General features: G+C 52.1%; 22 protein-coding genes. 11 read left to right on the forward strand and 11 right to left on the reverse strand.

All coding sequences use genetic code 11. From position 1 onward, the window contains the following. A partial coding sequence (locus F7B33_RS05580; protein ID WP_297073658.1) for a PINc/VapC family ATPase occupies positions 1-1,483 on the reverse strand: 1,483 nt, incomplete at its 3' end. 68 nt (positions 1,484-1,551) lie between these two features. Here F7B33_RS05580 and minD point away from each other — a divergent pair. The 6 genes from minD to F7B33_RS05610 all read left to right on the forward strand — a co-directional run bounded on the left by minD (position 1,552) and on the right by F7B33_RS05610 (position 7,921). After that, on the forward strand, positions 1,552-2,289 hold the full coding sequence (minD, locus tag F7B33_RS05585) for a cell division ATPase MinD (protein WP_297066023.1): 738 nt from the start codon (positions 1,552-1,554) through the stop codon (positions 2,287-2,289). Further along, positions 2,286-3,029 (forward strand): ATP/GTP-binding protein, encoded by a 744-nt coding sequence (locus F7B33_RS05590; RefSeq protein WP_297066025.1) that lies wholly within the window; start codon positions 2,286-2,288, stop codon positions 3,027-3,029. The genes minD and F7B33_RS05590 overlap by 4 nt, the downstream gene beginning before the upstream one ends. 97 nt (positions 3,030-3,126) lie before the next feature. Further along, the gene (locus tag F7B33_RS05595; RefSeq protein WP_297073674.1) at positions 3,127-4,569 is read left to right on the forward strand and encodes an asparagine synthase-related protein; all 1,443 of its coding nucleotides are present in this window, start codon (positions 3,127-3,129) and stop codon (positions 4,567-4,569) included. Positions 4,570-4,590: 21 nt separating this feature from the next. Next, positions 4,591-5,619, forward strand: coding sequence for a glycosyltransferase family 4 protein (locus F7B33_RS05600; protein WP_297073660.1), 1,029 nt, complete (start codon positions 4,591-4,593; stop codon positions 5,617-5,619). Positions 5,620-5,658: 39 nt separating this feature from the next. Beyond that, entirely contained in the window at positions 5,659-6,678 is a 1,020-nt protein-coding gene (locus F7B33_RS05605) for an L-threonylcarbamoyladenylate synthase (protein WP_297066035.1), read from the forward strand. 61 nt (positions 6,679-6,739) lie between these two features. After that, complete coding sequence (locus F7B33_RS05610; protein ID WP_297073662.1) at positions 6,740-7,921, forward strand: hypothetical protein; 1,182 nt, start codon at positions 6,740-6,742, stop codon at positions 7,919-7,921. Here F7B33_RS05610 and F7B33_RS05615 read toward each other — a convergent pair. After that, complete coding sequence (locus F7B33_RS05615) at positions 7,908-8,330, reverse strand: hypothetical protein (RefSeq protein WP_297066102.1); 423 nt, start codon at positions 8,328-8,330, stop codon at positions 7,908-7,910. The two genes, F7B33_RS05610 and F7B33_RS05615, sit on opposite strands and share 14 nt — an antisense overlap. A gap of 81 nt (positions 8,331-8,411) precedes the next feature. On the opposite strand from F7B33_RS05615, the gene F7B33_RS05620 reads away from it, so the two are divergent. The 3 genes from F7B33_RS05620 to F7B33_RS05630 all read left to right on the forward strand — a co-directional run bounded on the left by F7B33_RS05620 (position 8,412) and on the right by F7B33_RS05630 (position 9,992). Then, positions 8,412-9,116: a nucleotidyltransferase domain-containing protein gene (locus F7B33_RS05620; RefSeq protein WP_297066041.1), complete on the forward strand. Its 705-nt coding sequence runs from the start codon at positions 8,412-8,414 to the stop codon at positions 9,114-9,116. A gap of 47 nt (positions 9,117-9,163) precedes the next feature. Then, on the forward strand, positions 9,164-9,577 hold the full coding sequence (gene pfdA, locus F7B33_RS05625; protein ID WP_297066105.1) for a prefoldin subunit alpha: 414 nt from the start codon (positions 9,164-9,166) through the stop codon (positions 9,575-9,577). Between the two features lie 79 nt (positions 9,578-9,656). Further along, positions 9,657-9,992 carry a PRC-barrel domain-containing protein gene (locus F7B33_RS05630; RefSeq protein ID WP_297073664.1) on the forward strand — a complete coding sequence of 112 codons (336 nt, stop codon included), beginning with the start codon at positions 9,657-9,659 and terminating at the stop codon, positions 9,990-9,992. Here the strand turns inward: F7B33_RS05630 and F7B33_RS05635 are convergent. Then, a complete protein-coding gene (locus tag F7B33_RS05635; RefSeq protein ID WP_297073667.1) occupies positions 9,989-10,696 on the reverse strand; it encodes a metallophosphoesterase family protein in 708 nt (235 codons plus the stop codon). The genes F7B33_RS05630 and F7B33_RS05635 overlap by 4 nt on opposite strands. An 85-nt stretch (positions 10,697-10,781) precedes the next feature. Next, entirely contained in the window at positions 10,782-12,173 is a 1,392-nt protein-coding gene (acs, locus tag F7B33_RS05640) for an acetate--CoA ligase alpha subunit (protein WP_297073669.1), read from the reverse strand. A gap of 223 nt (positions 12,174-12,396) precedes the next feature. Between acs and F7B33_RS05645 the strand changes: the two genes are divergently transcribed. Both F7B33_RS05645 and fen read left to right on the forward strand, forming a co-directional pair. Further along, positions 12,397-12,852 (forward strand): phosphate-starvation-inducible PsiE family protein, encoded by a 456-nt coding sequence (locus F7B33_RS05645; RefSeq protein ID WP_297066051.1) that lies wholly within the window; start codon positions 12,397-12,399, stop codon positions 12,850-12,852. Positions 12,853-12,943: 91 nt separating this feature from the next. Beyond that, positions 12,944-13,963 carry a flap endonuclease-1 gene (fen, locus tag F7B33_RS05650; protein ID WP_297066107.1) on the forward strand — a complete coding sequence of 340 codons (1,020 nt, stop codon included), beginning with the start codon at positions 12,944-12,946 and terminating at the stop codon, positions 13,961-13,963. On the opposite strand, the gene F7B33_RS05655 is transcribed toward fen, so the two are convergent. The 7 genes from F7B33_RS05655 to F7B33_RS05685 form a co-directional block, all read right to left on the reverse strand. Beyond that, positions 13,960-14,859: a transcription initiation factor IIB gene (locus F7B33_RS05655; protein WP_297066054.1), complete on the reverse strand. Its 900-nt coding sequence runs from the start codon at positions 14,857-14,859 to the stop codon at positions 13,960-13,962. The genes fen and F7B33_RS05655 overlap by 4 nt on opposite strands. 22 nt (positions 14,860-14,881) lie before the next feature. Then, positions 14,882-15,175 (reverse strand): hypothetical protein, encoded by a 294-nt coding sequence (locus tag F7B33_RS05660; RefSeq protein WP_297066056.1) that lies wholly within the window; start codon positions 15,173-15,175, stop codon positions 14,882-14,884. A gap of 14 nt (positions 15,176-15,189) precedes the next feature. Continuing rightward, a complete protein-coding gene (locus F7B33_RS05665; RefSeq protein ID WP_297066059.1) occupies positions 15,190-15,528 on the reverse strand; it encodes a DNA-binding protein in 339 nt (112 codons plus the stop codon). A gap of 71 nt (positions 15,529-15,599) precedes the next feature. Further along, positions 15,600-16,052 carry a 30S ribosomal protein S19e gene (locus F7B33_RS05670; RefSeq protein WP_297066062.1) on the reverse strand — a complete coding sequence of 151 codons (453 nt, stop codon included), beginning with the start codon at positions 16,050-16,052 and terminating at the stop codon, positions 15,600-15,602. A gap of 3 nt (positions 16,053-16,055) precedes the next feature. Continuing rightward, the gene (locus tag F7B33_RS05675) at positions 16,056-16,466 is read right to left on the reverse strand and encodes a YhbY family RNA-binding protein (RefSeq protein WP_297066110.1); all 411 of its coding nucleotides are present in this window, start codon (positions 16,464-16,466) and stop codon (positions 16,056-16,058) included. Between the two features lie 57 nt (positions 16,467-16,523). Further along, on the reverse strand, positions 16,524-16,919 hold the full coding sequence (locus F7B33_RS05680) for a PIN domain-containing protein (RefSeq protein ID WP_297066064.1): 396 nt from the start codon (positions 16,917-16,919) through the stop codon (positions 16,524-16,526). After that, a partial coding sequence (locus tag F7B33_RS05685) for an AbrB/MazE/SpoVT family DNA-binding domain-containing protein (protein WP_297073672.1) occupies positions 16,916-17,187 on the reverse strand: 272 nt, incomplete at its 5' end. The genes F7B33_RS05685 and F7B33_RS05680, both read right to left, overlap by 4 nt.

Below are 17,187 nucleotides of genomic sequence, written 5' to 3' on the forward strand. Positions count from 1 at the left end.
CCGGAATGTCGAACTCGTCGGCGTATATCACGGCTTTGTGCGGGCTGACTATCTCGACCTCAGTGTAAACGTCGGGCAGGAACTTTTTGATTTCCTGCTTGAGCCTCTTCTCGGCGAGCTTTAAAGCCGGGGCTTTTTCCTCTTTCTTGACAGGAACGACGCTTATCTCCTCGCCGTAGGTGTAAATCTCGTATTCCAGTTCACCCGTCTCGAAGTCCCTCACCTCAATGACGGGCCTCGCTAGGTCTTCCTCTTTCATCCCGCTCGGAACCTTAACGAGGTACTCAAGTGTCAAAACCTTCGCAACTTTACCGGCCTTGATGAAGAGGACGGTATCAACTATCTGGGGTATCATTCCGAGCTCCACCCTGCCGATGAAACGCTGTATCGCGTCTATTGGTTTAGTCGCGTGGACAACCCCGACCATTCCAACGCCCGCGAGCCTTAGGTCTGAGTAAATCTTAAAGTCGCTCGTCTTTCTCATCTCGTCGAATATCGTGTAGTCCGGCCTCACGAGGAGGAGTATGTCTCCAGTCAGCTCCATCCTCCCGTTTAGAGCAGTGTACTGAGTTATTTCCTCACTAACCTGCAAATCCCTCGGCTTCTCCATAGTCTTGACAATCCTGCCCATCGAAGCGTACCACTCGGCCAAAGCCTGTGCGAAGGTCGTCTTCCCCTCGCCGGGGGCACCGGCGATAAGGATTCCCTCCGCCTTATCCTTGAGCCTCTCAAGGAGCTTTTCGCTCAGTTCGTAGTCCTCTATGCTGAGTTTCGTGACCGGTCTGACGGCGGTTATCTCAATTCTATCCGCGAAGGGCGGTTTGGCTATGACGATGCGGTAGTTCCTCAGCTGAACGACAGTAGCTCCGGGTTCGTCCAGCTCTATGAAGCTGTCCGGCTCTCTCTTTGCCCTCTCAACGATGTCATCCGCTATCTCGTGAAGCTCCTCGTCGCTAAGCGGTTCGTCACGGATGGGAACGAGCCTCCACTCGCCGGGTTTTCCTTTCTTCGCTAGGGGCTTTACACCAGCCTTGAGGTGGACGCTCATCGTGGTTTCGTCGAAGAAGTCCTCGAGCCTGTGGCGGACTTCCCTTTTGGCGGTCAGGTAGATTACATCTATGCCCTTGGCTATGGCTATGTCCCTCTGGACCTGGTCGCCGGTGATTAGGGTGGCGTTGAGCTGTTTTGCCGTCTCGCGAACCATGTGGTCTATCTCCCCGGCTTTAGCCCTTCTAATCTGCCACAGCTCGGGCCTCTCGCCGTGGAACTCGAGGAGTATCTTACCTTTATCTGCCATGTCGCGGAGTTTCTTGAGTTCCTCAAGGCCTGTATGGCCTATCGCCTTACCCTCGTTGGCCTGATGCTCTATCTCCGCTACAACTGCCTCTGGGATTACTACCTTTACCTTCTCGTCGAGTGTTGAGAGGAACTGGGTTAGCCTTCCATCAACTATCACGCTCGTGTCAGGAACAAACACCCTCATTTTCTCACCCAAATGAGCCTCGGCTAAAGGTTCATAAAGGTTTAGGAGAAAACCAGACGGGTGGGATGATGGGCAGACTGATTTCTATCGCCAGCGGAAAGGGCGGAACCGGGAAAACGACCACCACCGCGAACCTTTCGATAGCCCTTGGAAAGATGGGCTACAAGGTTCTGGCAATTGATGCCGACCTGACGATGGCAAACCTCAGCCTTGTCATGGGAATAGACGATGCCGAGACTACAATCCATGACGTTCTCGCCGGTTCTGCCGATATAAAGGACGCGATTTACGCGACCAGCTATGACAACGTTTATCTGATTCCCGCGGCGGTTGACTGGGAGCACGTTGTTAAGGCCGACCCGAGAAGGCTTCCCGGTACGATAAAACCCCTAAAGCCCCACTTCGATTTCATAATCATCGACTGCCCCGCGGGCCTTCAGATGGACGCCATGAACGCCATGATGAGCGGTGAGGAGGTGATCCTCGTAACCAACCCAGAAATCTCGTGCATAACCGACACGATGAAGGTCGGGATAGTCCTTAAGAAGGCCGGCCTGGCAGTTCTCGGCTTCGTCCTCAACCGCTACGGAAGGAGCGACAACGATATCCCTCCAGATGTTGCGGAGGAAGTTATGGAAGTCCCACTCCTCGTCGTGGTCCCAGAGGACCCAAAGGTGAGGGAGGCAACACTTGAAGGCGTTCCGGTAGTTGAGTATGCTCCAGATTCGGACGGTGCTAAGGCCTTTATGGAGCTCGCCGAGACGGTGGTGAGAATAGCGGGCTTCAAGGCGAGGGTGATGGGATGATTCTGACCTTCATAGGAACGGCCGGAAGCGGAAAAACGACCCTAACAGCGGAGTTCGGAGAATACCTGGAGGAAAACGGTTACGCAGTCTCATATGTTAACCTCGATACCGGCGTCAAAAGGCTCCCATATAAGCCTGACCTCGACGTCCGCGAGGAGATAACGGCATGGGAACTCATGGAAAAGGGGTTGGGCCCAAACGGGGCCATAGTGAATAGCTACGACATCCTCGCACCGAAGGTAGAGGAATACGCTGGAAAGATTAGGGGGCTTGAAAAAAGGAGCGACTACGTCATCATAGACACGCCCGGCCAGATGGAGACGTTCCTCTTCCACGAGTTCGGAGTAAGGCTCATGGAGGCCTTCCCGGATGCACTCGGCGTTTATCTCTTTTCACCCGAAATCCTTAGAAAGCCGACCGACTTCTGCTTCGCACTCTTCTTCGGGCTGATGATTGACCTCAGGCTCGGCATAACAACTGTCCCAGCCCTGAGTAAGGTCGATACGGTGGAAGACATCGGAAAACTGAGGAAGTTCCTTGACGACGTCGAATACCTCACCGCGAGGCTCAAGCTTGAGCCATCTACGCAGGGGTTGTTGGCTTACAGGCTCTGTTCAGCCCTTCCCGAGCTGGCCCCACCGACGAGGGTCCTCTATCTGTCAGCCAAAAGGAGAGAAGGTTTTGACGAGCTTGAGACGGTGGCCTATGAGCACTACTGCACCTGCGGCGATTTGACCTGAACGGATGTTCAAAGGGCTCACCAGTAACTGCAAACTCACCCAAGTGGAAAGGGCTAAGCCTTTTCTTTAACCCTTCAAAATTCCATGGGTGACTCTCATGTGCCTCATCGCCGGCGGAGTTAATGGCAAACTCAGGGAAAAGCTCATCAGGATGGCGTTGGCCGGAAAACACCGGGGGCCGGACAGCTTTGGGGTGTGGACCGACGAAGGGACGCTTAAATCGAGTGACTTCGCACGGCTAAGCGAGATTCCGGGAGGGAAAATAGGGATTCTCCAGTGCAGACTGGCCATGACCGGTTCGAAGGAATTTACACAGCCCTTCGTGAACGAGCTGGCTTTGGTCCACAACGGTGAAATCTACAACCACGGCCAAATCAGGATTTATCTTGAAGGGAAGGGCGTCTCCTTCGAGAGCGACGTTGACAGCGAGGTGATTCTGAGACTCATCGAATTCTTAAAGGAGAAGGGCATGAGCTTTCCGCAAGCGGTCAAAGAGGCAATGCGCTGGCTTGAAGGGGATTACTCCGTAGCTTTTTCCGACGGTGAAAGGATTTACCTGTTCAGGGACCCGATTGGAATCAGACCCCTCTACTTCTCCCCCAACGGTTTCTTTGCCAGCGAGAAAAAGGTTCTATGGGCGATTGGGGAGGAAGCCATTCCCGTCGAACCTGGCGAGCTGGTAGTCCTCGGGAGGGGAGTGAGAAGGGCCCGGCTGTTCTCGCTTGCCAGACTCGGTGGGGGGTACCTCAAGGAGAAAAGCCTTCTCAGGGGCCTTGAAAACGTCCTTGGTTATTCCGTTTCCCTCAGGGTGGGAAGAAGGACAGGCGTGCTTTTTTCCGGCGGATTGGACAGCACGCTGGTGGCCTTTCTTGCCTCAAAGCACTCCGATGTTGTTCTCTACACTGCCGGAACCGAGGACAGCCCGGACATAGAATGGGCAAGAAAGGTGTCAGAACACTTCGGCTGGGAACTGAGGGAGAGGATTTTCACACTCGATGACGTGGAAAAAGCCCTCAAGAAGGTAATTTTTGCAATCGAAGAGCCAAACCCCCTGAACCTGGCCATTGGAATCCCACTCCACTTCGCCACCGAACTGGCCGGAAAAGACGGCGTTAAAGTTCTTTTAAGCGGGCAGGGGGCAGATGAGCTCTTTGGTGGCTACGCCAAGTATCTCGAAAGGCCTGAACTGATGTGGGAGGACATTCTGAGTATCTCGGAGCGGAACCTTGCCAGGGACGATAAAATAGCCATGCTCAACGGTGTTGAGGGACGTTTCCCGTTCCTATCACTCCCGGTTGTTGCCCTTGCCCTCAGAACACCCCCCGAACTCAAGATTTCCGGCAACGAGCGGAAAGTAGTTTTGAGGAAGCTTGCGCTCCAACTCGGAATCCCGGAGTGGATAGCGGGAAGGGAAAAGAAAGCAACCCAGTACGGAAGCAGGGCTCAGAGACTCCTTGAAAAGCTCGCCAAGAGGGAGGGGCTCTCGCTGGGGGGCTTCACGGAGAAGCTTTTCTACGAGGTCTTTCGGAACGCTTTTTAACTTAATCTCCAACTTGGGGTCATGAGAATCCTCATGGTCGGCCACTATCCACCCCACGGCGGGGGAGTCGCGAGACACCTCGACAACCTAGTGAGGGAGCTGAGGAAAAACCACGAGGTCCACGTCCTAACATACGGGCCCGTGAAGGTCAGGGAATTTGAGAAAGACCTCGTCCATCAGGTTAAAGTCCCCCCAATTTACGGCCTCAGGGGAACGAGCTTCACGTTTCTCGGTGCGAAAAAGATAGCCAAGCTCCACCGGAAGTTCAAATTCGACGTAATCCACACCCACTTCGTCGGGACGACGAGCTATGCTGGTGTCCTCGCGAAAAGACGGCTGAACTTCCCTCTCGTGGTTACCGCCCATGGAAGCGATTTGGAGCATACCGCAAAGCTGACCATCGGCAGGTTCTACGTGAGGGAGAGCCTGAAAGAGGCCGACAGGGTGGTGGCGGTAAGCCATCATCTGTCAAAGCTCGCCCTGTCTCTGGGTGCCCGTGAGGTCAGGGTCGTTCCCAACGGGGTTGAAAAGCTGGAAGAGGTGGAATCCAAGAAGAGGTTTATCACGTTCATCGGAGCGTTGCGGGAATACAAGTCTCCAGAAACCTTCATCGAGCTTGCAAGTTACTTTCCCAACGAGGAGTTTCTTGTCGTTGGGAAGGGCCCCCTAAGGGAAAAACTTGAAAAGAACGCCCCTCAAAACGTCCGCTTCCTTGGTTACAGGGAAGACGTTGGGAGAATCCTTTCCCAGAGCAAACTCCTCGTTCTCCCGTCCAGAAGGGAAGGGTTTGGCCTCGTAATCTTAGAGGCCAACTCCCTAGGGGTTCCGGTTGTTGGAAGAAGAACTGGCGGGATTCCCGAACTGATACGAGAGGGGAAGAACGGGCTTACCTTTGGAACATTCGATGAGCTCCTCAACGGGGTTAGAAAACTCCTTGAGCCAAAAACCAACAGAAAGGCCGGAAGAATCGGAAGGAACGTGGCAAAGCGCTACTCCTGGAAAGATGTTGCCCGTGAGGTTGAAGACCTTTACAAGTCTCTACTGGAATAGCTTTTTAACCGACCTTGCAAGGTTTTTGCGGGTGAGAGCATGACGGTAGTAATAAACATGCGAGAAGGTCTGGACGAGCGAAAGATTAAAGTTGCCGGAAGGTTCATCCTAGAGGGAAAGCTCGTCGCGTTTCCGACTGAGACGGTTTACGGCCTTGGGGCCGATGCACTCAACGAAAAAGCTGTGAGAAGGATTTTCGAGGCCAAGGGTAGGCCGGCGGATAACCCTCTCATAGTCCACATAGCCGATTTCAACGACCTGAAAAAGCTCGCGAGGGAAATCCCGAGGGAGGCAAAGCTTTTGGCCGATAGGTTCTGGCCAGGACCTCTGACACTCGTTCTGCCCAAGAAGGAGGAAGTCCCGCTCGTTACCACGGGTGGACTCGACACGGTGGCGGTTAGAATGCCGGCCCACGAGATAGCTCTGGCTTTGATACGGGCGAGCAAACCGGTCGCGGCGCCTTCTGCCAACATAAGCGGGAAACCGAGCCCCACCTTAGCGGAACACGTTATAGACGATTTCTATGGCAGGATAGAGGCGATAGTGGACGGGGGAGAAACGAGGATTGGAGTTGAATCAACGGTCATAGACCTGAGTTCAGAGAGACCGACGCTTTTAAGGCCCGGGGGATTACCAGTTGAGGAGATTGAGAAGGTCATCGGCCCCGTTGAGATTCATCCTGCAGTCAAAGGAAAGGCCGTTGACCTAGCGAAGGCCCCGGGAATGAAGTACAAGCACTATTCCCCAAACGCTCAGGTTCTGGTAGTTGAAGGCCCAAAAGAGAGGGTCAGGGAAAAGATTAAGAAACTCGTCAAGGGGTACCGCTCGATGGGCTACCGCGTTGGCGTCATGGCCACCGAAGAGTTCGAGGCCGATGAGTTCTTCTACCTTGGAAAGACCGTTGAGGACGTTGCGAAAAACCTATTTAAGGCCTTACGGGAACTCGACAGGCAGGGAGTGGACGTTATAATAGCCGAGGGAGTGGAAGAAAGGGGCCTTGGCCTTGCAGTCATGAACAGGCTCCGAAAGGCTTCGGGTTACCAAATAATAAGGGTTTAAGCAACGCTTAAATATTGCTTCCGATTAAATCAACCCGATTCGAGTGGGTGAGGTGAGGACTTTGATTTCACCTGGTATCGATGCTTCACCTGAGGAGCTTGAAGAGCTCGGGTTCAAATACATAGATGATGGTAAAGTCAAAGATGGACTCAAGCTAATCCTCAGAGCGGCTAAAGGGTATGAAGAGAAGGGGGATAAAGAGAACGCCGCGAGACTTTATCGCTATTTAGGTTACTTCCTGGCTAAGAGGGCCGGCATAGAAAAGGCAAGGCCCTCGCTTCTCAAGAGCGCGTACCTCTACATTGACCTCATCGAAGAGGAGATTTCAAGACCTGAGGTCGATATAGACCGCCTCGATGAGTACTGCTTCAGTGTCCTTGAGATTTTTGCTACGCTTAACGATACGAGGCTCCTGAACAAGTACGCTCTTGAATTCGCGGGCATATATGAGGACCTTGGAAACTCCTACGAGGAAGTGAATGATGTTTCCCTCTCGATTAGGTCATATGAGTCGGCCTTCCGATACTATCGCCTCTCAGGTTCCAAAGAGGAAGCCAAAAGAATTGCTGAAAAGCTGATAACCCTCTATGGCCAGGTTGCGGAAAGCAAACTCAGTGAAGGCGATGCGGGAGGAGCTGCGGATGCCTTCTACGAGCTGGCAAGATACACGAGGGCAATATTCGGCTATGACGCACACTTCACCGAGATGATGGATACCGCGGCTAAGAACTACGAGAAAGCAAGTAAACTGGCTTACTCTGAAGGTGACCTAGACAGAACCACGGGTTACCTTGTAAAAGCCCAGTACTCTTATCTGCTAGCAGGAAACAGCGGAAGGGCGAAGTTGATAGGGATAAATACCATAAGGATGCTCAACCAGGTCGTCAGTTCCCACCGCGCCTCCGGGAACGATAAGATGGCATCGGAGAAGCTCTTGGAGATTGCAGAGGCGCTGATAGGAGTTGGGAAAGTGGAGGAGGCGATGATAACATACAAGAGTGCCCTAGAGCTCACGAGTGGGCTAAAACCAAAGGCAAAGGTTAGACTGGCTGTTGCCAAGGTCTACGCCGCTCAGAAAAAATCGGCGGAGGTTCTCGAGGAGGTTGACATTGCGGAGTTTCACCTGAAAAAAAACAACCTTGTGAAGGCATTTGAGGTCGCTGACAAGATACTGGAAAAGAGGGACGAGCTCGCAGAGATTAGGAGAAAGATACAGGAGGCAGAAGGCATCACTGAGTTCTGAGTTCAGCCCTTGGAATCGGGACGTGGTATGGAAGGCGCATTTCCTTGGCTATTACAATCAGCATCGGAGTGAGCTCGACCGAGAGGAAGTTGACGACCTCAACGAGCAGAACCGAATCCAGTTTCTTTTCATCTTCCCATGCCGTTAGAATAGCATCAATCTTGTCCTTCTGGGGAGGCATGTATAGGATTGCCCCCTTCACGGAAGCCCTCGCAATCTGTGGATTATACTCGACCTGGAAGTCAAAGAGAACCTCGATACCGTTCATCTTTCCTGTGGGAGTCCTTATTTCACCGAGGCGAAGCTCCTCTATCTTAGGAGATAACTTGACCTGTATTTCTCCCGGGGGGATGTTGGACGTCAGTTTTTCCATCTCTACCTTCGTTATGTTGTATCCCAGCACCGGCATTTTCTTCACCACCCGTGAGTTATCGGTTACGTATAAAACGCTATCGGTAGGTCTTTAAAACTTCCCACAAAATTCCCACCGATGCCGAGAGAAAAGGTCGTTCGAATCTGGGACGAGCGCGAGGTGATTTACACCCCTAAGAGGTGGCGCTACCTGTGGGAGAAGCGCGAAAAGGCCCTGAAAATCATGAAACGCTTGGCCCAGTTTGACCCGCTCCTCTACGGTAGCGTGGCTAGAGGAGACGTCCGAAGGGACAGCGATGTGGACATATTCATTCCGATTAAGGTTCCGAGCTACCTTATTGAGCTGGCCCTCGAAGGTCTCGTTAGGAGAAGGAAGATAGTTATGGCAACCCCTTGGCACCTCATCAAAGGCGTAATCGAGATTGATGAGGAAACCACCGTAACATTTCCCCTCATCGAACCAACGGATAGAGAGCTCGACTTCTACCGCTGGGGTGGGGCGATAGACCTTTGGGGCCTCAAAACAAAGGAGCGTGTGCCGGGAGTGAACAAGAAACTAATCCTTATAGTTCCAACGGAGAAGGGCCACATAGAGCGGGAAGTCATCGGTAGGGAGAGTGAGGTCGCGAAAACCCTTGGAGTGAGCATTGACATCGTTACCGAGCGCGTCCACGTTCTCACGAGGAGGGACGCGATTGGGAGGACCGGGGTTTACCTCAACGAAGAGGTCCCCGACTGGATGACCTTTGAGGAGGCCCTGAAAATCATAGCCGACCGAGACCCCAACGTGAGAAGGAAAGTTAGGGAGCGGGGAGGAGTCTAAGCACCAAACCTTAAAAATCCCTTCCCGTAGTTTCTCAGGTGGTAACTATGGTCGAGAAGGAGATGGAAAAGCTCGCTTATGAGTATCAGCTTCTGCAGGCTCAGGCTCAGTTGTTAGCCCAGAACCTCGAGTTGCTCACCCTAGGAAGGGACGAGTTCAAAGCCGTCAAGGAGACGCTGGAGGAACTTAAAAAAACGGAAGGCGAGGTTGAAATCCTCGTTCCGATTGGAGCTGGCTCGTTCCTTAAGGGCATGATAACCGACAAGGAGAACGCCATAGTGAGCGTCGGAGCAGGCTACGCTGTTGAGAAGAACCTTGAGAGTGCAATTGAATACCTTGAGGCACGGACAAAAGAGTACGATGAAGCTATAATGAAGACCCAAGAGGCCCTTAAAAAACTCGAAGCCCAGTTGGGTGAGTTGGCCAAGAAGGCCCAGGAGCTTCAGGCAAAGAAATCCTGATTCTCTATTATTCCTTTGGAAAAAGGTTTTATACGTTAGTCACCAAGGGGTTACACGATTAAGCTTAGAGGTGGCGGAGATGGTCAAGATAATGGCATCTAAGCTTAGGGATGTTGAACTCATAACCGACACTGGAATAAGACTGGGCTGGGTTTACGACCTCAGCTTTGACGAGGAAACCGGTGAAATCCTCGTGATAGTTGCTGAACCGGATGAGGACCTTGACACGAGTGAGTTCGTTACCGACAACGAGGGACTCCTCCTCATCCCCGTGAGTGCCGTAAAGAGCATAGGCGAGGTCATAATAATAGACACCAACAAGCTGGCAGTCCGCTCCAAGCTCAAGCGCCTTCCAAAGCCTGCCCCCGCTAGGCCGAGGGGGACCCTTGAGGGAGGCCTTAAGAAAAAGGACTAAAGACCCTCGAAGAGCCTGTCCGCCAGGAACCTTGGCAGTCCCGCCTCTATTATCTTCCTCGCGCTTTCTTCAACGTCGTATTCAACGCGATGGAACTCAACATTGTCAGGGGGTTCTTTCTCCGTGTCTATCACAGCATAACTTGCCCTCCAGTCGCTGTCCCTTGGCTGGCCAACACTTCCCGGGTTTATTATCCTCCTCCCTCCGATAATCTTGAGCATTGGAACGTGGGTATGGCCGACGAGGAGGTCGTCCTGCTTTACGTAGCTTAAAACTGCCCTGAACTCGCTCTCGGGAAGCCATGGAAAGAGGTATTCATCCAGGGGTGCCCTCGGTGAGCCGTGGATTAAGAGGTAGCTCCGGCCGGTGTCGTCGGTGAAGAGTTGCCTCACTGGAAGTCCCCTCAGGAACTCAAGGTTTTCAACACTCATAACCCGCTGGTGCCACTTCACCGCTTCCCTCGCGTAGGGATTGAAGCCCCAGTCCGCGCTGAAGGCTATCGCGTTGTCGTGGTTTCCGCGGACGCAGAGGAAGGTCCTTTTCCCCATTTGTCTCTTCACGAACTCCACAACCTCGTTTGGAGAAGCGCCGTAACCAACTAAGTCACCCATGCACAGGATTACATCAGCATTTCTGACTTCTCTCCAGACCTCCCGAAGGGCCTCCCAGTTGGAGTGGATGTCACTTATGAGAGCTATACGCATAGTATCACCGCCTCACGTGTTTCAGGACTATCAGAATATGTACATTGAAAAATTCTTTCCGAATAATTCAAAAGAAGGAGAAAATTCACTTCTGCTTGGCCTTCCAGTTGCTCCACTTGTAGAGCGCCGCGAGGGCCTTTATGGCCCTGTCTGGTTCAGGATAAGCAGGGATGCCCTCTTCGTTGAGCCTGTCGATGGCTTCTTTGGCCTCTATACCACCGACGATTGCAACGACGAGCGGCTTCTTCCTTCCGCTCTCGTTGTACTCGCGGATAACTATGTCAGCCAAATCCCTTGGGTCTAGTACAGCAGTCTGGCAGTAGAGGACGGCTATACTGTGTATCTCGGGATGCTCAAGCGCGGCCTTGATTGCACCCTCATAGCCCTCAGCACCGGCCATACCTGTCAGGTCAACGGGGTTCTTGTAGGAACCGAAGGGTGGCATGTAGTTAGCGAAAACCTTGAGCTGTTCAAGGTCATCGTAGAGGTGCAGGCCGGATTCTTCAGCAGCATCAGTGGCCATGACGCCTATTCCACCGCCGTTGGTGATTATGACGAGGTTTTCTCCAGCGGGCTCGGGAAGATTGCTGAGAGTTCTCGCGTAGTCAAAGGCTTCACCGATGGTGTAGGCCCTTATTATTCCCGCCTGCTTAAATGCCGCATCGTAAATCTTGTCGCTTCCGGCGAGAGAACCGGTGTGGGAAGCGGCCGCCTTCGCACCGCGCTCGCTCCTTCCGGCCTTGATGACTACTATCGGCTTGACCTTGCTGACCTCTTTAGCTGTTTCCATGAAGCGCCTTCCGTCTTTGACACCCTCCATGTAGATAAGGATTGCTTTGGTGTTCTCGTCCTCTTTGAAGAATTCAAGTAGGTCAGCATCATCTATGTCGCTCTTGTTTCCGACGCTAACCACAGCGGAGAGGCCGACCTTCTCAAGGATGGTCCAGCCCATGAGGGCTATTCCTAGGGCACCGCTCTGGCTGATGAGGGCGAGCGGTCCCGGTAGAACGTCAGTTGGTCCGAAAGTGGCATTGAGTTTGTCAGGGGTGTAAACAACACCAAATATGTTGGGCCCGAGAATTCTCATGCCGTATTTTCTGGCCGTTTCAACGAGCTGCTGCTCGACCTTCTTGCCCTCCGGACCGAGCTCGCCGAAGCCGGAACTGATAATCGGCAGGACCTTAACGCCTTTCTGACCGCATTCCTCGACAACCTGTGGGACGAACTTGGCCGGGACAACGATGACGGCCATATCAACCTCGTCCGGTACATCAAGGATGCTCTTGTAGGACTTGAAGACGCGGTTGCCAATCTTAATCTCCACTCCCTTGATGTTAACGGGGTAGATTTTGCCCTCATAGCCATACTCCACGAGGTTCTTCATAATAGCGTAGCCTATCTTGCCCGGCTTCTCGGAGGCGCCTATAACGGCGATGCTCTTCGGCCTGAAAAGGGCTTCGATGTTCGGGTCAACCATTTTTATCACCTCGGATGACATTTACATTTTTACATCTGTAAAAGACAGTTAAAACATTTCCCTTCTATTTTTGCCGATAGAAGCCTCGACAGACGTTAAAATATCCAAAGTCGGTAAACAATCTTCCAGAAACAGAGAAAAAACTTTCTTCAGGATTCCAAAGAACCCTTCGGTTTTCCGAAAAGTTTTTAGCAATTTATCCCATAATGGAAAGGGTGTGCGGATGAACAGAAAATATCACGACGTTGGTGTTATTGATAACCTTCTACTCAAGTGGCTCAGCGTCCTATTTGACATGGTTGTCCTTGGCCTTGCTACGATAACCATGGGATACGTGGTTTACCTAATGGTTAATCTAATTACGGAAACTATACACTCGTTTGATATTGAAAACGTTCTTCACCAGATAGTCCTCGTCATAATCTTCCTAGAGATATTCGAACTCCTGACGATGTACGTCAAGGAGCACCACGTCAGCATGAGAAACGTCGTCGAGCTCGGCGTTCTGGCAATGGTGCGAAAGATTATAATCACCCTTGACTACAATCAGCTCGGCTGGCAGACGCTGATTGGAATGGCAACACTAATCTTTGTCATGGGCTGGATTTACGTGCAGGAGAGGCAGAGGAGGACAAAGCACGAGGAGTTCCTCATCGAGAAGGGCATTTACCGCCGATGACGACCCTTCCCCTCCCTGAGACGTGATGACAACCCGGTAGGCCGAGGCAAACTCTAAAAAACTCTTTTCCCTACTTTTTTCGGTGGTTGAGATGGGCGTACAGATTGGGGAACTCGTCCCGAGAAGGGAGATTGAACTGGAGAACCTCTACGGAAAGAAGGTTGCAATTGACGCTTTCAATGCGATGTACCAGTTTTTATCGAACATAAGACAGCGCGACGGGACACCGCTAATGGATTCAAAGGGGAGGATAACATCTCACCTGAGTGGATTCTTCTACAGGACGATTAACCTGATGGAGGCAGGTATAAAGCCAGCTTACGTCTTCGACGGCGAGCCGCCGGCTTTCAAAAAGAGGGAGCTTGAGAAGAGGCGCGAGGCAAGGGAAGAGGCAGAGGAGAAGTGGCACGAGGCTCTCGAGAGGGGCGACATAGAGGAGGCCAAGAAGTACGCCATGAGGGCAACAAGGCTCAACCAGACCCTCATAGAGGACGCTAAGAAACTTCTCCAGCTCATGGGTGTTCCGGTTGTGCAGGCTCCGAGTGAAGGGGAGGCTCAGGCCGCCTACATGGCACAGAAAGGGGACGTCTATGCCTCAGCTAGTCAGGACTATGATTCCCTGCTCTTTGGAACGCCACGGCTCGTCAGGAACCTGACTATAACGGGGAGGAGAAAGCTTCCGGGGAAGAACGCATACGTCGAGGTCAAGCCCGAGTTAATAGTTCTCGATGAGGTCCTCAAAGAGCTCGGCGTAGACCGGGAGAAGTTAATCGAACTCGCCATTCTCGTCGGGACTGACTACAACCCGGGAGGAATTAAGGGCATTGGCCCAAAGAAGGCTTTAACAATAGTTAAACGCTCCAAAGACCCGCTCAAAAAATACCAGAAGGAGAGCGACGTTGACCTCTACGCGATAAAAGAGTTTTTCCTGAATCCGCCTGTAACGGACGAGTATTCCCTGAAATGGAGCGAGCCCGATGAGGAGGAGATTCTCAAGTTCCTCTGCGATGAACACGACTTCAGCGAGGAAAGGGTGAAGAACGGCCTTGAAAGGTTGAAAAAGGCCGTAAAAGCCGGAAAGCAGAGAACCCTAGAGAGCTGGTTCCGCTAAAGTGGTATCTTGAGGTTGAGCTTTTCCACGAGTTCTTTATATCTGTTTCTTACGGTAACCTCGGTAACGCGGGCAACTTCTGCAACTTCCCTTTGGGTTCTTTTCTCCCCCTCCAAAAGGCCCGCTATGTAGAGCGCCGCGGCCACAAGACCGGCGGGACTCTTTCCGCTCGTGAGACCCCGCTTGTAGGCCTCCTCAAGTATCTCTATTGCCCTTCTCCTAACTTTTTCGCTCAGGCCGAGCTCGTCTGCGAACTTGTTGACATAATCGGTAGGCTTCACGAAGAGCTTCTTTGGAGTCAGGTTCAGGTGTCTGGCTATGAAGCGAAAACTCCTGCCGATTTCCTTCTTGTCAACGCGCGAAATGTCCGCAATCTCATCAAGGGTTCTTGGAACCTTCAGAAGCCTACACGCGGCGTAGACACAGGCTGCTATGACAGCTTCAATCGAACGACCCCTTATGAGGCCTTTCCTCACGGCCTCTCTATAGAGTCTTGCCGCTTCTTCTTCAACGTGCCTTGGAAGTTTCAGCTGGCTTGCTATCCTGTCGAGTTCGCTCAGGGCAAATGCAAGGTTTCTCTCAGCGGCGTCGCTGACCCTCAGGCGACTCTGCCACTTTCTAAGCCTGTACATCTTCTCTCTCATCAGACCTGTAAGGGAGCGGTCTATTCCTATGTCCGTTGAAAGGCCCTTGTCGTGGAGGAGTATGCTCTCAGGGGCTCCAACGCGGGCCCTCTTCTCCCTCTGGCTGGGGTCGAAAGCCCTCCACTCCGGCCCTTCATCGACTACGTTCTCTTCAATCACATAACCGCAAACCTTACAGACTATTTCACCCCTGCTGGGGTCGTAGATGAACTCAGTTGAGCCACACACGGGACATACTCTCTTCCCGCTCACTCAAACACCCCCGGCCGGCGGGCTATTTGGCGAGCCCCTTATAAACCTTAACTTTTGGAAACACGAACTTCAACAGCCAGAGCAGGTCTTCCTTCTGGAAGGTTATCCTCTCCAAAACCCGAACGTCCCAGTCTTCTTCAACAATATTCGCATAAATCCAGAGGAAAACAGGGTTCTCGTCACTCCCCACGTGTCTGTTCCTGTAGAGTATATCTGCGGTTCCGTCGTCGTTTTTTCTAACAGATACGAGCCTCCAAGTGTCGAGACTGACATCTCCCTTTTCGTCAAGGATTCTCACTATCTCCCTGGCGTCCATCAATTCACCGTCCGCTACCACTTAATCCTGAACTCCCTTCTGGTCCTCGCGTCTATTTGAGCTAGAATTCTCTTTAGTTTAGCATCGTCTATTGGCTCCCTAATTTGGCCAGCCTGGTAGAGCTGAACGAGGACGAGTTCAACCTGTCTCGCGAGTTCAGGTTTTACGAGCTTTACCCTTCCAAGCCTCTCCCTCGCTTCCGGAGTTAGAATTTTCCTCATTATCGCGTCAATCTGGGCCTGAAGTTCCATCTCCTGCTTTATGGCCTCCTCTTGAGCCTTCTGCTGTTCGAGGTACTTCTTCTGGAGCTCCATGAGCTTGCGCTTCCTAATCTCCTCTATGTCCTCCGCCATTTTCTCACCCCCAATTCAGGCTCAGAAGTGGAAGTTAAAAAAGTATTGGATAGGGTATGAGAAAAGGGAGCTCAGTACTTCTTGAGCTCCGGAATCTGTTCCTCAAGTTCCTTCTTGAGCTCGGTAGCTACCTTATCAAGAAAGCTCTGGCCCTTGGGAGTGACAACCCTTCCCTCGCCCGGAACCTTCTGGACGAAGCCGGCCTGTTCAAGTTGCTGGAGGGCCTTCCTTATGATGCTTCCCCCGGCCTTGTAGAAGTGCTCGGGGGCGTGTCCGCGGTTCTTTCTTCCGCCGTACCAGGTACGAAGTCTCTCGATTCCGACGGGGCCGTCTATGTAAACCTTCCTGAGTATGCTTGCGACGCGGTAGTACCACCAGTCGTCCTGCTCGGGGAGTCTCTCCTTGTGCCTCCCCGTCTTGACAAACTTTGCCCACTCCGGGGGCTTTATCTCCTCAACATCCTTGAGCTTTTCAGCGACCCTCTCAACGAGCAGGTCACCAGGAACGTCATAGACAGTCGCCATCCTTCAATCCCTCCCCTTCTTAAACTTCTTCCTGAAGTTAGCGATATCGAGCCTGACTTTACGGACGGGCTCCTCCCGCCTCTCGGCTCTGCCCTTTCTTTCAAGGCGCCTTAAATACCTTTCCCAGCCTTCCCTCGGTTTGAACAATATAAACCTTTTGCCCCTGACATCGATGAGCTCGCTGTCAGTTAATTGGGCAACCCTCTCGGCTATGGCCTTTCTGTCCATCCCAGTCGAGATAAGCGCGCCCTTCCGTATCTCCACCTTGAGCACGCCGTCCTTTTCCAGCTGGGTGTTGATTTCTCCAATTACACTCTCGGCCAATCCCTTCTTCCCAATCCACGCTCGCGGTTCTATATCGTAGTATCTCGCGCGCAAGGCTCTCCTAACCTTACCGGGTAAACGTTTTTCCATCTCTCCCACCACTAATCTCTCGCTGGAGAGGGCCTTATAAAAGTTGACCTTTTAAAGCTATTCACCGAATCGCTTCATCGTCTCCTCCGGCGTCAGGACCTCGGGAAGCCACTCGAAGTGCTTCTTGTTGTATGTAACCAACGGAGCATTGAGCTTCAGAGTTAATGAGCCTATCATGTAATCTCTCGCGTTCTTAGAAAAATCCCAACGACCGACGGCAGATTTTATAGCCAGTTCCGCACATTCCCAATCGAAACCCATAACCTCTATTCCCAGTGAGTCAAAAACAGCCGTCAGCTTGCTAGTAGCTTCTTCAAGGCCTTTTCTTCGTGCGTATCTGTAGAGAAGTTCCATGTAAACTACTGAACTCGTCACGGGTTCAAGGCTTGAGCGCATCAACCATTCGAGAAAGGCCCAGTTGTTAAAAACGTTCGTATCAAGAACAACCTTCATTCTCTTCCCTCCAGCTCACGCAGAGAACGTTCTATTCCTCTCGACAGTCCCCTCTTAACCTCTTCTATGGTATCCTCGATGTCCATTGTTACCTCACTGAGCTCCTTGAGAAGGTCAGTAAGTTTCATCAAAACGTAACGGTTTCCTTCCCTAACAAAGACAACCTCGTCCCCTGCCTTGATTCCAAGCGCCTCCCTAACGTCCTTGGGTATGGTGACTTGGTATTTCTTCGTGACAATTGGCATTATCTCCACCAGAAAAGTATTAC

The organism is Thermococcus sp., assembly GCF_015523185.1.
Classification (GTDB): Archaea; Methanobacteriota_B; Thermococci; order Thermococcales; family Thermococcaceae; genus Thermococcus.